The 13,112-nt window shown below is 52.2% G+C and carries 13 protein-coding genes; 4 read left to right on the forward strand and 9 right to left on the reverse strand.

What is annotated here, in order from left to right; genetic code table 11:
- The 6 genes from ypfH to dapA form a co-directional block, all read right to left on the reverse strand.
- Positions 1-682 (reverse strand): esterase (ypfH, locus tag GBAG_RS14805; protein ID WP_034497556.1); only part of this gene is annotated, 682 nt, incomplete at its 3' end.
- 74 nt (positions 683-756) lie between these two features.
- Positions 757-2,772, reverse strand: a complete 2,016-nt coding sequence (locus GBAG_RS14810) for a tRNA(Met) cytidine acetyltransferase TmcA (RefSeq protein WP_034497558.1) — start codon at positions 2,770-2,772, stop codon at positions 757-759.
- A gap of 24 nt (positions 2,773-2,796) precedes the next feature.
- On the reverse strand, positions 2,797-3,672 hold the full coding sequence (ypfJ, locus tag GBAG_RS14815; RefSeq protein ID WP_034497560.1) for a KPN_02809 family neutral zinc metallopeptidase: 876 nt from the start codon (positions 3,670-3,672) through the stop codon (positions 2,797-2,799).
- A 129-nt stretch (positions 3,673-3,801) separates the two neighbouring features.
- A complete protein-coding gene (gene purC / locus GBAG_RS14820; protein WP_034497563.1) occupies positions 3,802-4,515 on the reverse strand; it encodes a phosphoribosylaminoimidazolesuccinocarboxamide synthase in 714 nt (237 codons plus the stop codon).
- 108 nt (positions 4,516-4,623) lie between these two features.
- Positions 4,624-5,658 carry an outer membrane protein assembly factor BamC gene (bamC, locus tag GBAG_RS14825; protein WP_034497565.1) on the reverse strand — a complete coding sequence of 345 codons (1,035 nt, stop codon included), beginning with the start codon at positions 5,656-5,658 and terminating at the stop codon, positions 4,624-4,626.
- Positions 5,659-5,674: 16 nt separating this feature from the next.
- The gene (gene dapA / locus GBAG_RS14830) at positions 5,675-6,553 is read right to left on the reverse strand and encodes a 4-hydroxy-tetrahydrodipicolinate synthase (protein WP_034497567.1); all 879 of its coding nucleotides are present in this window, start codon (positions 6,551-6,553) and stop codon (positions 5,675-5,677) included.
- Positions 6,554-6,698: 145 nt separating this feature from the next.
- Between dapA and GBAG_RS14835 the strand changes: the two genes are divergently transcribed.
- Complete coding sequence (locus GBAG_RS14835; protein WP_034497570.1) at positions 6,699-7,256, forward strand: glycine cleavage system transcriptional repressor; 558 nt, start codon at positions 6,699-6,701, stop codon at positions 7,254-7,256.
- Positions 7,257-7,270: 14 nt separating this feature from the next.
- Positions 7,271-7,741 carry a thioredoxin-dependent thiol peroxidase gene (gene bcp / locus GBAG_RS14840; protein ID WP_034497573.1) on the forward strand — a complete coding sequence of 157 codons (471 nt, stop codon included), beginning with the start codon at positions 7,271-7,273 and terminating at the stop codon, positions 7,739-7,741.
- A 54-nt stretch (positions 7,742-7,795) separates the two neighbouring features.
- On the opposite strand, the gene GBAG_RS14845 is transcribed toward bcp, so the two are convergent.
- Complete coding sequence (locus GBAG_RS14845; RefSeq protein ID WP_034497575.1) at positions 7,796-8,866, reverse strand: AI-2E family transporter; 1,071 nt, start codon at positions 8,864-8,866, stop codon at positions 7,796-7,798.
- A gap of 211 nt (positions 8,867-9,077) precedes the next feature.
- Between GBAG_RS14845 and bepA the strand changes: the two genes are divergently transcribed.
- Both bepA and arsC read left to right on the forward strand, forming a co-directional pair.
- Positions 9,078-10,541: a beta-barrel assembly-enhancing protease gene (bepA, locus tag GBAG_RS14850; RefSeq protein ID WP_034497578.1), complete on the forward strand. Its 1,464-nt coding sequence runs from the start codon at positions 9,078-9,080 to the stop codon at positions 10,539-10,541.
- A gap of 11 nt (positions 10,542-10,552) precedes the next feature.
- Complete coding sequence (arsC, locus tag GBAG_RS14855; protein WP_034497582.1) at positions 10,553-10,906, forward strand: arsenate reductase (glutaredoxin); 354 nt, start codon at positions 10,553-10,555, stop codon at positions 10,904-10,906.
- Positions 10,907-10,995: 89 nt separating this feature from the next.
- Here arsC and GBAG_RS14860 read toward each other — a convergent pair whose 3' ends face one another.
- Together GBAG_RS14860 and uraA are read right to left on the reverse strand one after the other, a co-directional pair.
- Complete coding sequence (locus tag GBAG_RS14860) at positions 10,996-11,697, reverse strand: DnaA inactivator Hda (protein ID WP_246864883.1); 702 nt, start codon at positions 11,695-11,697, stop codon at positions 10,996-10,998.
- Positions 11,698-11,799: 102 nt separating this feature from the next.
- The gene (gene uraA / locus GBAG_RS14865; RefSeq protein WP_034497586.1) at positions 11,800-13,083 is read right to left on the reverse strand and encodes a uracil permease; all 1,284 of its coding nucleotides are present in this window, start codon (positions 13,081-13,083) and stop codon (positions 11,800-11,802) included.
- Positions 13,084-13,112 lie beyond the last annotated feature (29 nt).

The following is a 13,112-nucleotide window of genomic DNA, read 5'->3' on the forward strand; positions in this document are numbered from 1 at the left end:
TATCGTCGTCGTTCGGTTTACCGCCGCTCAGTGCTTCGTCGAAGTAATGTTTTGGCACCGTATAACGCAGGTGATCCAGCGCAATCTGAATACTGCGGTCATCAATGGCGTGACCTAAATCGTCAAGCACGTCCAGCGTCACATCTCCACCCAACTGCGTTAATGCTTCTGATGCATCAAACGCGTGTTTCACATCAATCACTCTATCATCATCACCATGAATCAAATGAATAGTGGTTGCGGTAGAGGCTGCCTGAGGAAGCTGCGCATATCGGCCATTAAATGCCACCACGCGCGAAGCCAGCTCAGCTTCAGCTTTCACGCCCTCAAGTGCCATGATGGCTCCTTGTGAGAAACCAATCAGTGCTGTGGCATTCGCGGGTACACCGCTGTGTTTTTGCCAGTAACGCACGACTTCGACAAACGTTGGCATGATAGCGTTGACACGCTGCTGCCGGTTTTCTTCCGTCACGCCAGCCACTGAAAACCATTCACGCCCCTGATACGGGCCGCTTGATGCCGGGCCGCCGATGCTGACGACCAGAGCATCCGGGAAATGCGGCGCAAACCAACTGCCGATTTGCCCCATCGCAACCGGGTTATCGCCCACGCCATGAAACAGCAACAACAGTTGTTTTGCAGGTGTCGCCGGGCTTTGGACAACAAAGTGTTCGTGTTTCATGGTTTTCTCCTTAAGTTTCTGGAGTTGACTATACGCTGACTACTTTTGATGACCATGCCATTTGACTGAACGACTTAGTGGAAAAATTGCAATTGCAAAAGCGAGGTTTTCAGGGCAATGCACTGTTGCTCATCGAGTTTTTCCAACGCTTTTTGGACCTCCTGGCGCATGACATTGAGCAAGCCCTTACGACCCGAAATCTGTAATTGTTGGCAAATGGTGTCCACATTTGATTGCTGTTGCACTCGCGCACGCAGCGCATTGAGCGGCAAATCGCTGGCAAGTAACAGGCGATTAAGTGAACCCAGGCAGGCTTCAAGCGGACGATGCCCAAATGCAAAACCGGTCAGTTCCAGCCAATCATCATTGTTTAGCGCCCGATCTTCGACGGAAATCACTGGCAGGGGTTCGTCAATCCACGGTTGCAGCCAGCAGATATCGCGCTGTAGCCGGGTTTGTTCGTGTTCAGTCAGCGCTTTGCCTTGCCCCGTCAGTGGCAATAATGCCATCGCGGTGTAGCAGCCGCTGCTGGCCTCACGGTGGCTGCCGACACGCACTAACTCAAATCCACAACATTGCCAGAAGCGCCATAGCTCATCGGTGAAACCGAAGCTGACCGAAAGATAATCAATATCCTGCGGCGCATGCTCCTTCGCCCAGGCAATCATCTGCTGGCCGATTTGCTGACGTTGACGCAGCGGATGCACCGCAATACGGCTGACGCGTAATCCCTTAAGCGTTGCGGCAAGCGGGCTGCCCCCATGCGCGGCCAGCGACTGTGCCACTAAATTGCCGCGAGGACGGCGAAAGCCCGCCCACACAGCGCGACTCAGATGCTCATCCAGCCCCCCCTCTTCGACAAGCCAGGTAGCACCTACCGTTTCATCATCGCTGATAGCGGCAATAAAATGCTGACCAGGGGCATCGAGCATACGACGCCAGTCCAGAGGGCTGGTTCGATAATGCGCCCCAGATAGCAGGCGGTACATCCCTTGCCACTGTTCAGAGGGTTGCAATTCGCTGCTACGTTCAATGGTTTGCAGAGAAACCCCGCCTTGTGGTGCCGTCGTCACGTCAGGTTCATCAAACAGCAAAATGGTGTCGATAAGTTGTTCCAACGGATCGTTTACCGCCCAGCGGATGGGTGTCGAGAGGGTGTAACGCGTGAGAGCATCAAGGCTTGCACAGAATTTGAGAACAAACCCGCGCCCGGTGCCTTCATAGCCCTGAACGGTGGTAGTCAGTAAAACTCGCGGAAAATGGGCAATGAGTTCGCGTAACTGTGGCGCGGGAAGTGCCGCCGCTTCATCAATGATCAGCCAGTCGGCCTGAAAAGCTGCGGTATTCGCCAGCAATGCATCAGGGGCGACAAAACTAAAACGATCGCCCGCATGCTCTGCCATCACGTCCGTCGCGGCTTTACCGGGTGCGGTGACTAACGCTTTACCGGCAATCATGCGTAATAACATGCCCGCCAGCGCGGATTTCCCCCGGCCCCGCGGGGCGGTCACTACCGCGACACCTGGCGGCATTTTCACAAGCTCGTTGAGAATGGCTGCCTGCTCCTCGAAAGGAGCACCCTGGGCGGCGTGCCACATAGGACGTGATGCAAATTCGGGGAAACTTAGCGCCTGATTCTGCTGCCAGAGCACGCACTCGCTATCGGCATCAATGCAGTGTTGCAGGTGAGCGACAAAATGAGGGGTAGGAATCGCTTCCGGTTGTTCACTCCAGCGGTTTGAATCGCAGTCCGGTCGCATCGGCCAGTCGTTCCACAGCGGCGCCAGAAGCACTAACCAGCTTCCCGCTTTCAGCGTTCCAGCCAGAGCGGCGAGCGCTTCAGCATCCAGCCCATTGCGGGCATCAAAAACCGCGTGGAGAAATTCGCGACCCAGCAAGGTGCGCATGGCTGAAGTTGCACAGTGCAGCGGCAATTCCGGCGCAGCGCCCACCCACAACCAGTCGCCGGGTAATTGCCGGGCGAGCGCCTGAACATGCTGGCTGCTCCACGCACTCTCGCCCGCCAGAATCATCATCCGGCGAATACCGGCATCAGCCATAATGGCAGTTGCGTGCCTTAGCTGTTCCATAGCATCAATCCTTGCCACATCTCGTTATTTGACGGTATTACCGAAGGTATTGCATTGTGCTGGGTCGCCGCTGTCAAACCCACGTTTAAACCAGGTGTAACGCTGCTCTGAAGTCCCATGAGTGAAGCTGTCTGGCACTACGCGTCCTTGCCCTTGCTGTTGCAGACGGTCATCGCCAATGGCTTCCGCCGCGTTCAGCGCTTCCTGCAAATCTCCGGCATCCAGCACTTCTTGTTTTTGCATGCTGTTGCCCCAGACACCTGCGAAGCAATCAGCCTGTAATTCCATTTTTACGGACAGGCGATTGCCTTCAGCCTGGCTTGCGCTTTGCTGAAGCTGACGTACTTTCGGCTCAATGCCGAGCAATTTCTGCACATGGTGCCCGACTTCATGAGCAATAACATAGCCCTGAGCAAAATCGCCATCAGCGCCCAGTTTGCTTTTCATGTCATCGTAGAACGAAAGGTCGATGTACACGGTGCTGTCTGCCGGGCAGTAGAATGGCCCCATCACTGATTGACCCGTTCCGCATCCCGTGCGCGTCGCGCCACGGTACATCACCAATTTTGGCTGCTGATAGGTACGACCCATTTTCTGGAAAATCTGCCCCCAGGTGTCTTCTGTGGTTGCCAGAATAACCGAGGTGAATTTAGCCGCTTCGTCATCGTTAGGGCTGATAGAACGTTGCGCAGATTGCTGCTGCGGAACCGGTTGGCCACCAAGCATTGAAGTGAGATCGACGCCGTAATAACTCGCTACGACCACAACGATGAGTAAAATGATGCCGCCTTTCCCACCGGGCAAGCGGAACCCGCCGCCTCCCCCACCAAAGCTTGGGCCGGAAGAGTTATTTCTTCTGTCTTCAACATTGTCGCTTTCGCGACGACCTTGCCAGCGCATAGGCGGCCTCTTTTAATATTTTGTAATAGATAGATCGTAGGTGGTTAATTCCAGAATTACCATAAGAAACAAGACGTGAAAAAGCCGAATGTGAGAACACATTCGGCTTCATAAGAATCGTGCGAGATTTTAGTCTAATTTAACGCCAATACGCTTCGCGACTTCTTCGTAGGCTTCAATCAGTCCACCCAGGCTTTGGCGGAAACGATCTTTGTCCATTTTATCGAGAGTTTCTTTGTCCCACAGGCGGCTACCGTCTGGGGAAAACTCATCACCCAGTACAACCTCACCGTTGAACAGACCGAACTCCAGCTTGAAATCGACCAGGATCAGGCCCGCGTCGTCAAAGATTTTGCTCAGGACATCGTTAGCTTTGTAGCTGAGCTCACGCATACGCGCCAGATTCTCTTTGCTCACCCAACCAAAGGTTTCGCAGTAAGACTCGTTGACCATCGGGTCATGCATCGCATCGTTTTTCAGGAACAGGTCAAACAGCGGCGGGTTGAGCACAATACCTTCTTCAATACCCAGACGCTTCACCAGAGAACCTGCCGCGCGGTTACGAATGACGCACTCAACCGGCACCATATCGAGCTTTTTCACCAGCACTTCGTTGTCGGAGAGCAGAGCTTCCATTTGCGTAGGAATGCCCGCTTCTTCCAGTTTAGCCATAATGAAATGGTTGAACTTATTGTTCACCATGCCTTTACGGTCAAACTGTTCGATGCGCGCACCGTCTCCTGCTGACGTATCATTGCGGAATTCGAGCACCAACAGATCCGGGTTCTCCGTGCTGTATACGGTCTTCGCTTTTCCACGATACAACTCAGCTTGCTTTTGCATCTTTCTTACTCCAGGTGTGATTTAACTAAAAAATTCCGCTATCTGTGGCTACGCACACGTTTGCGTAGCCTATCAGAAAAAAGGCCAGATTGCTCTGGCCTCTAAATGTTACTTGCTGAAAGCTGCCTGGAATGCGGCTACCAGTGCATCATTCTGCGACTGCGTTAGCGTGTGACCTTTAGGGTCGATGAACTGCAAACTACTGCGGTTATCGAGGTCGCCAACTTGCAGTTTATAGTCGCCACTGGACAGACCTGGGTCTTTCGCCCCTAAATCCTGCCATGCGCTATCAGACAATGGTTTGTACGTCACCGCCACGCTGCCGGTTGAACGCGTTGAGTCGGTAACTTTCATGCCCACTTTTTCAAGCGTTGCAGGTAAACGGCTCCACACCACGTTGTACGGACCACGCACCACCAACATTGGTAAACCAGTGTCATCCGCAGCACTTTGTACATCAAGCTGCGTTGCTACACGGCTGTCTTTGGCGTTTTGCAGGTCAGTCTGGGTTTTGTCCAGACCCGCGCTGATGCTGTTCAGCATTTCTGCGCTGTAACGCTGCATAGAGGCTGCATCTGAAACCGGCTTGCCCGCCTGCTCCAGGTTCAGCAATTTAACCACCACGGCTTGTTGATAGCCCTGTGGTTTCACACTGATTTGATAGCGGCCACGATACTGGTCATCTTCATCAGCACGGTTCCATTGCACCCAGTCAGTCGTCAGGGTTTGTGTCGCGTCATCACGTTTATCGATGCCGTAGTTCTTCGCCTGGATGACACTAACAACCTGCGGCCAAAGCGTTGCGCTACGCGAACTTTCAACCATCAGTGTTGCGGTATCACCCGTAAACTGAGTTCGTGCGCCACTGACTAATGCCAGAGGTTGAGCTGGCGGACGAATATCCAGCCCTTTGCCTACTGCGCCGCTGCCGTTGGTGACCGGAATGTCATATTGGCCATTCTGCACCGGCAGGATCATCCCGGTCGGTGCGTGAATTTCCGCGAGGGGTGCAGCATCCAGATAGGATTCGTCACCACTAACCTGGCGCTTATAACGCTGGTCGGTGCTGCATGCTGCTAACAGCATTGCAAGCGATACCACTGCAACTTTCGCCACCGTCGACTTCTGTACTGAGTAAGCCATCAAATCTCCCTAAACTTTACAGCAAACCGGCATGCTTGAGCGCGCTAATAATCACCGGACGACTGGCTTCAGTCAGCGGTGTCATTGGCAGGCGCAAGGTATCGGTTGCCACAAGTCCCAACTCCCTACAAGCCCATTTGACTGGGATAGGGTTGGGTTCTACAAATAATTTATTGTGCAGCGGCATCAAACGTTCGTTGATAACGCGCGCTTGCGCATATTGCCCATTGGCGGCCAGTTTACACACTTCTGCCATTTCACGCGCGGCTACGTTTGCCGTCACAGAAATCACACCGTGACCACCCAATTGCATGAAATCGAGCGCACTGGCGTCATCGCCGCTGACCAGGATGAAGTCATCTTCAACCAGCTCTTTGATCTGGTTTACTCGTGTTAAGTTCCCGGTTGCTTCTTTGATACCAATAATATTTTTTATCTTCGCCAGACGGCCTACGGTTTCAGGCAGCATGTCGCAACCGGTACGAGATGGCACATTGTACAGCATCTGCGGCAGGTCGGTGCTTCCAGCGATTGCTTTGAAGTGCTGATACAACCCTTCCTGAGTTGGGCGGTTGTAATATGGCGTGACTGTCAGGCAGCCCACCACTCCGCTGTTTTCAAAACGCTTTGTCAGGGAGATAGCTTCAGAGGTGGCGTTGGCGCCAGTCCCTGCGATAACAGGAATACGGCCATCGGCCAGTTCCAGAGTCATCAGTACCACATCACCGTGCTCGTCGTGACTCAACGTAGCAGACTCTCCGGTAGTGCCTACCGATACAATCGCCGATGTTCCGCTGGCGACATGGTAATCAATCAGTTTTTTCAGGCTTGACCGGCAGACATTACCTTTCTCATCCATCGGCGTCACAAGCGCGACAATACTTCCAGTGAACATTGGCCATCCTCTGTGCTAACAAGTGTCTCAATGGTACGTTTGGTGCAGGATCAAAAGCAAGTCACCAAGTGATGCCATACGGTTGTACGCAAGTTTTTTTTATGCTTTCCTTATGTTAACTCACCGATTCACAGGAAGAATACGTTTGACTCCCTCACCACACCATTATTTGGTCATCACGGCCCTTGGGGCTGACCGGCCGGGTATTGTAAATACCATCACCCGCCATGTGAGCAGTTGCGGCTGTAATATTGAAGACAGTCGCCTCGCTATGCTCGGTGAAGAGTTCACGTTTATTATGCTGCTGTCGGGTACCTGGAATGCGATAACCCTGATTGAATCAACGTTACCGCTAAAAGGCGCCGAGCTTGATTTGCTGATTGTTATGAAGCGAACCGCCGCGCAAGAGCGCCCGGCGATGCCTGCGACGGTATGGGTTCAGGTCGAAGTCACTGATTCGCCTCATTTAATTGAGCGCTTTACCAATCTGTTTGATATTCACCACATGAATATCGCGGAGCTTAGCTCACGGACACAACCCGCGCAGGATGGCAATCCGGCACAGCTATACATTCAGATTACGGCGCATAGTCCGGCATCTCAGGATGCGAGCGTTATCGAAGATGCGTTCAAGGCCCTCTGTACAGAACTCAAAGCACAGGGCAGTATTAACGTTGTGAATTATCCACAGCAAGATGATTAAGACGGAGAGTTGTAATGAGCCCACTGAAAGCCGGTGATAGCGCACCGAAATTTAGCTTGCCCGATCAAGACGGCGAGCAAATAAATTTAACCGACTTCCAGGGACAGCGCGTTCTGGTTTATTTCTATCCTAAAGCGATGACGCCAGGCTGTACCGTGCAAGCGTGTGGTTTGCGTGACAACATGGACGAGTTGAAAAAGAAAGGTGTGGAAGTGCTGGGCATCAGCACCGACAAACCCGAAAAACTTTCACGTTTTGCCGAAAAAGAGTTACTCAACTTCACGCTGCTTTCTGACGAAGACCATCAAGTCTGCGAGCAATTTGGCGTCTGGGGTGAGAAATCGTTTATGGGTAAAACCTACGATGGTATCCATCGCATCAGCTTCCTGCTGGATGGCGAAGGAAAAGTTGAGAAAGTGTTTGATGATTTCAAAACCAGCAACCATCACGATATCGTGGTGAACTGGCTGAAAGAAAACGCTTAAATATCGCAGGAACAATATTAAAAAAGCCGACTTCACGTCGGCTTTTTACTGTCTCTAATTCGTCTTGTCGTCTATCAGTAAGCTATCCGGCCAGGCATGAACCACCGCTTTGATAAGCGTAGCGAGTGGAATAGCGAAGAACACGCCCCAGAATCCCCACAAACCACCAAATATCACGACCGAAAGAATAATCACCAATGGATGCAAATTCACCGCTTCAGAGAATAACACCGGCACCAGCAAGTTGCCGTCCAGCGCCTGAATGATGAGATACACGGCGAAAAGCGTCCAGAATTCGGGGCCAATGCCAAACTGGAACAGCGCCACGCAGACCACTGGAATAGTCACGACAAACGCGCCTATGTAAGGAATCAACACCGAGAACCCCACCAGCACGGCAAGCAGCAGTGAATAGTTCAGCCCAAAAACCACAAAACCGATATACGTCACCACGCCCACGACCAGCATTTCTAATACTTTGCCGCGAATATAGTTAGTGATTTGCTGGTTCATCTCCAGCCAGACCTGCCCTGCCAGCCCGCGATTTCGCGGCAAGACTCGGCGCACTGCATTGAGCATTTGCTCTTTGTCTTTGACCAGGAAGAACACCATCAGCGGAACCAGCACCAGGTAAATCGCCAGCGTGAGTAGACCCACCAACGAAGCCAGCGAGTATTTCACAACCTGGTCACCCATCCCCATCATGCGGCCACGCATATTCTCGGCGATGGCATCAATAATGCCCGCATCAACCAGCGCCGGATAACGTCTTGGGAGTGTGGCGGCATATTCAGAAAGTTTATTCAGCATTCCTGGCATATCGCGAATCAGATAGATGCCTTGCTGCCAGGCCACGGGTGCGACGACCAATACCATCAACAGCAAAATGCCAACGAAAAGCACCAGAATAATCGTCGTCGCCCAGGTTCGGGAACACCCGACACGTTGAAGTCGCGCGGTTGGCCACTCCAGCAAATAAGCCAGAACTATCGCCACCAGCAGCGGCGCTAAAAGCCCGTGGAAGAAGAACAGGATGACAAAACCTGCAACCAGAATAACCAGTAGCGCGATAGCTTCTGGATCGCTAAACCGTCGTCGATACCATTGCAACAACATTTCGAGCATACAACCCTTCCCTGACAGCATTGAGCGAAAAGAGATTGTATCTAAATGTCACTGTAAAGACTTCGCTTTTTATCTCTGTTCAATAGCAGTTTAAAATTGCCACGGCTAAGATAGGTTTCAATCACGGTGTGGGCTAAAGTTCATCAAGGCTGGCGAACAAAACCACCTAATACGTGTCGAAGATTAACTTTGATTAAACAGGACAGGACGTATGTTCAAGCAGTTGAAAAAATCGCTGGTTGCAACTCTGATGGCCGCTCTACTCGCCGGCCCGGCAACACCCGCCTTTGCAGATGTTACCGATCAACTGCCTGATATGGGCACGTCTGCGGGAAGCACTCTGTCGATAGGCCAGGAATTGCAGATGGGCGACTATTATGTTCGTCAGTTGCGAGGCAGTGCTCCTTTAATCAATGATCCTTTGCTCGTACAGTATATTAACCAGCTCGGTATGCGTTTAGTTAGCCATGCCAACTCCGTCAAGACACCGTTCCATTTCTTCTTGATCAACAACGATGAAATCAACGCCTTTGCTTTCTTTGGCGGCAACGTGGTGCTGCACTCAGCACTATTCCGTTATGCCGATAATGAAAGCCAGCTTGCATCGGTTATGGCGCACGAAATCTCCCACGTCACGCAACGCCATTTGGCACGCGCTATGGAAGATCAGAAAAAGAACGCCCCACTCACCTGGGTTGGCGCTTTAGGGTCTATTTTACTGGCAATGGCCAGCCCGCAGGCCGGGATGGCGGCATTAAGCGGCACCCTTGCGGGAACGCAGCAAGGCATGATCAGCTTCACGCAGCAAAACGAACAGGAAGCAGACCGCATTGGTATTCAGGTGTTGCAGCGTTCAGGTTTTGATCCGCAAGCGATGCCAACCTTCCTTGAAAAGCTGCTCGATCAATCGCGCTATTCATCGCGTCCGCCGGAAATCCTACTGACTCACCCATTGCCGGAAAGCCGTTTGTCGGATGCCCGTAACCGCGCCAACCAAATGCGCCCGGTCGTCGTGCAATCTTCCGAAGATTTTTACATGGCGAAAGCGCGTACGCTTGGCATGTATAATTCTGGCCGTAACCAGTTAACCAGCGATATATTAGATAGTTGGGCGAAGGGTAATATCCGTGAACAGTATGCCTCTGCCTATGGCCGCGCACTTCAGGCGATGGGTAACGATAAATGGGATGAAGCTCGCAAGCTGTTGCAACCGCTGCTGGTCGCACAGCCTGCCAATACCTGGTATCTCGACTTAGCGACGGATATCGATCTTGGGCAGAATAAAACGGCAGATGCGGTAAACCGCCTGAAAAACGCCCCGGATCTGAAGCAAAACCCGGTGTTGCAACTTAACCTTGCCAACGCTTACGTTCAGGCAAAACAACCCGCTCAGGCCGCAGCCATTCTGAATCGTTATACGTTTAGCCATCCTGATGACAGCAACGGCTGGGATTTGTTAGCGCAAGCCGAGGCGGCATTAGGCAACCGTGACCAGGAACTGGCGGCTCGTGCAGAAGTCATGGCGCTTGTCGGCAAACTCGATCAGGCTATCACGCTGCTCAGTAGCGCCAGTTCACAAGTGAAACTTGGCAGCTTGCAGCAGGCACGTTATGACGCGAGAATCGATCAGTTCCGCGAATTGCAAAAACGCTTCCTTCAGTATTCTAAGATGTAACAGGAGTTACGATGTCCACCGTTTCTATTTATCACAATCCGCGCTGCTCTAAGAGCCGTGAAACGTTAAGCCTTCTGAAAGCGAATGGTGTAGAACCTGAAGTTGTGCTGTATCTGGAAACCCCGCCAGATGCCGCAACGCTCAAATCGTTATTAAGCAAGTTAGGCTTTGCCAGCGCGCGCGATTTGATGCGTCAGAAAGAGGATTTGTACAAGGAGTTAAATCTGGCTGATTCCGCGTTAAGCGAAGATCAGTTAATTCAGGCGATGATAGAAAATCCTAAATTGATTGAGCGCCCGATTGTGCTGGCAAATGGTGAAGCAAGAATTGGTCGCCCGCCGGAGTCGGTGCTTGAGATTTTGTGATTTAACGCCCTCACCCTAACCCTCTGCCCCTGGAGAGGGAATTGGTTTTCTCTTTCGCCCTCAGGGAGAAGGCCGGGATGAGGGTGGTTTTACAGCCCTAAAATATCTTTCACAAACGGGATCGTCAGTTTTCTCTGTGCCGTAATCGACGCATGATCAAGCTGATCGAGCGTCATAAACAGTGTGCGCATTTCCCGGTCCAGACGCTTTAACAGGAAACGGCCCACGTCTTCTGGCAATTCAAAACCACGCTGCTTCGCACGCAATTGCAGGGCCTGGAGTTTATCGTCATCCGATAATGGCTGTAGCTTGTAGATTTGCCCCCAATCCAGGCGCGATGCAAGGTCGGGTAATTGCAGATTCAGCTGGCGCGGCGGGCGATCGCCGGTGATCAGCAAGCGGGTTTTCCCAGATTCCAGAATGCGGTTATAGAGATTAAAAATCGCCATTTCCCACAGTTCGTCGCCCGCCACGCACTCGATATTATCGATGCACACCAACGAAAGTTGTTCCATGCCATCAAGCACTTCCGGGACAAACCAGGTGCGTTTATCAAGCGGCACATAGCCGACAGCTTCGCCACGTTGGGATAGTTCCGCACAGGCGGCATGCAGCAGATGGCTGCGCCCTCCTCCTTCTCGCGACCAGAAATAAATATAGCCGCTATGATCCTGGCGGAGCACAGACTGGAGTGCAGCGAGTAAAGCAGGGTTATCACCCGGCCAGAAACTCGCAAAAGTTTCGTCATCAGGTAAATAGAGTGGCAGTGATAGCTGTGCCGGCGTATTCAGAATTACCTCAACCATAACAGGCAGAAAAACGCAGAGAGTCTATCACAGAAATGAGGATCAGGAGAACCGGGCGAGCACGCCGCCCGGCTTTAAGCTAAATGGCTATTTTACGTCGTTTTCTTCGGCATCCAGCACCACTTCTTCCGGGCGCAAGACGCTGATCAATTTGAAGATAAGGCTCAGGCCCACACCCACGATCGTCGCCAGCGCCATGCCTTTCAATTCTGCTGCGCCGATGTGCACTTTCGCGCCACTCACGCCGATGATCAGAATCACTGAAGTCAGGATCAGATTTTGCGTTTTGTTGTAATCGACTTTTGATTCGATCAACACGCGAATACCGGACGCGCCAATCACGCCGTACAGCAGCAGTGAAACACCACCGATGACCGGAACCGGGATGACTTGAATCGCCGCCGCCAGTTTGCCAATGCAAGAAAGCAGAATGGCCAGAATCGCCGCTCCGCCAATAACCCAGGTGGAATACACGCGGGTAATCGCCATGACGCCGATGTTTTCGCCGTAAGTCGTATTCGGCGTAGAGCCGAAGAAACCTGAGAAAATAGTCGAAATGCCGTTGGCAAACATGGAACGATGCAGACCAGGGTCGCGAATCAAATCTTTCTTCACGATGTTTGCCGTCACGACAAGGTGACCCACATGCTCGGCAATCACCACCAGCGCCGCTGGCAAAATGGTGAGAATGGCGAACCATTCAAAGCGCGGAGTATAGAAGGTTGGCAATGCAAACCAATGCGCTTCGATAATTGGCGTGATGTCTACCACACCCATGGCGAAGGAGAGTGCATAACCCGCCAGCACGCCGATAAGAATCGGAATGATGGCCAGGAAACCACGGAACAACACAGAGCCAAAGATAGTCACGGCAAGCGTAACCAGAGAAATGATGATGGTCGTTGAATCTGGTGAAGTGCCATCAGCAGGCAGTAAACCCGCCATATTTGCCGCCACACCCGCCAATTCAAGGCCGATAACCGCCACGATTGCGCCCATCGCCGCAGGTGGGAACATCACATCCAGCCAGCCAGTACCGGCTTTTTTCACAATTAGCGCCACAATACAGAACAGCACGCCGCACATGATAAAACCGCCCAGAGCAACTTCATAACCCAACGGCAGGAGCAGGAGCACTGGCGAAATAAACGCAAAGCTCGAACCGAGATAAGCCGGGATTTTACCTTTACAGATAAAGAGGTACAGCAGCGTCCCAATCCCGTTAAACAGCAGCACAGTCGCCGGGTTGATGTGGAACAAAATAGGCACCAGAACGGTGGCACCAAACATCGCGAACAGATGTTGCAAACTTAACGGTATCGTTTGCAGCAGGGGTGGTCTTTCGCTCACTCCAATGGCGCGGCGTGTCATTGTGTTTTCCTCTGAGTATTGTTTTTTGA

Origin of the sequence: Buttiauxella agrestis ATCC 33320 (assembly GCF_000735355.1) — a bacterium.
GTDB lineage: Bacteria > Pseudomonadota > Gammaproteobacteria > Enterobacterales > Enterobacteriaceae > Buttiauxella > Buttiauxella agrestis.

What these genes read in the sequence shown, in the direction of transcription:
- GBAG_RS14810 (WP_034497558.1), bottom strand. Translation starts at nt 2,772, where the DNA reads ATGGAACAGCTAAGGCACGCAACTGCCATTATGGCTGATGCCGGTATT.
- ypfJ (WP_034497560.1), bottom strand. Translation starts at nt 3,672, where the DNA reads ATGCGCTGGCAAGGTCGTCGCGAAAGCGACAATGTTGAAGACAGAAGA.
- purC (WP_034497563.1), bottom strand. Translation starts at nt 4,515, where the DNA reads ATGCAAAAGCAAGCTGAGTTGTATCGTGGAAAAGCGAAGACCGTATAC.
- bamC (WP_034497565.1), bottom strand. Translation starts at nt 5,658, where the DNA reads ATGGCTTACTCAGTACAGAAGTCGACGGTGGCGAAAGTTGCAGTGGTA.
- dapA (WP_034497567.1), bottom strand. Translation starts at nt 6,553, where the DNA reads ATGTTCACTGGAAGTATTGTCGCGCTTGTGACGCCGATGGATGAGAAA.
- bcp (WP_034497573.1), top strand. Translation starts at nt 7,271, where the DNA reads ATGAGCCCACTGAAAGCCGGTGATAGCGCACCGAAATTTAGCTTGCCC.
- GBAG_RS14845 (WP_034497575.1), bottom strand. Translation starts at nt 8,866, where the DNA reads ATGCTCGAAATGTTGTTGCAATGGTATCGACGACGGTTTAGCGATCCA.
- bepA (WP_034497578.1), top strand. Translation starts at nt 9,078, where the DNA reads ATGTTCAAGCAGTTGAAAAAATCGCTGGTTGCAACTCTGATGGCCGCT.
- arsC (WP_034497582.1), top strand. Translation starts at nt 10,553, where the DNA reads ATGTCCACCGTTTCTATTTATCACAATCCGCGCTGCTCTAAGAGCCGT.
- uraA (WP_034497586.1), bottom strand. Translation starts at nt 13,083, where the DNA reads ATGACACGCCGCGCCATTGGAGTGAGCGAAAGACCACCCCTGCTGCAA.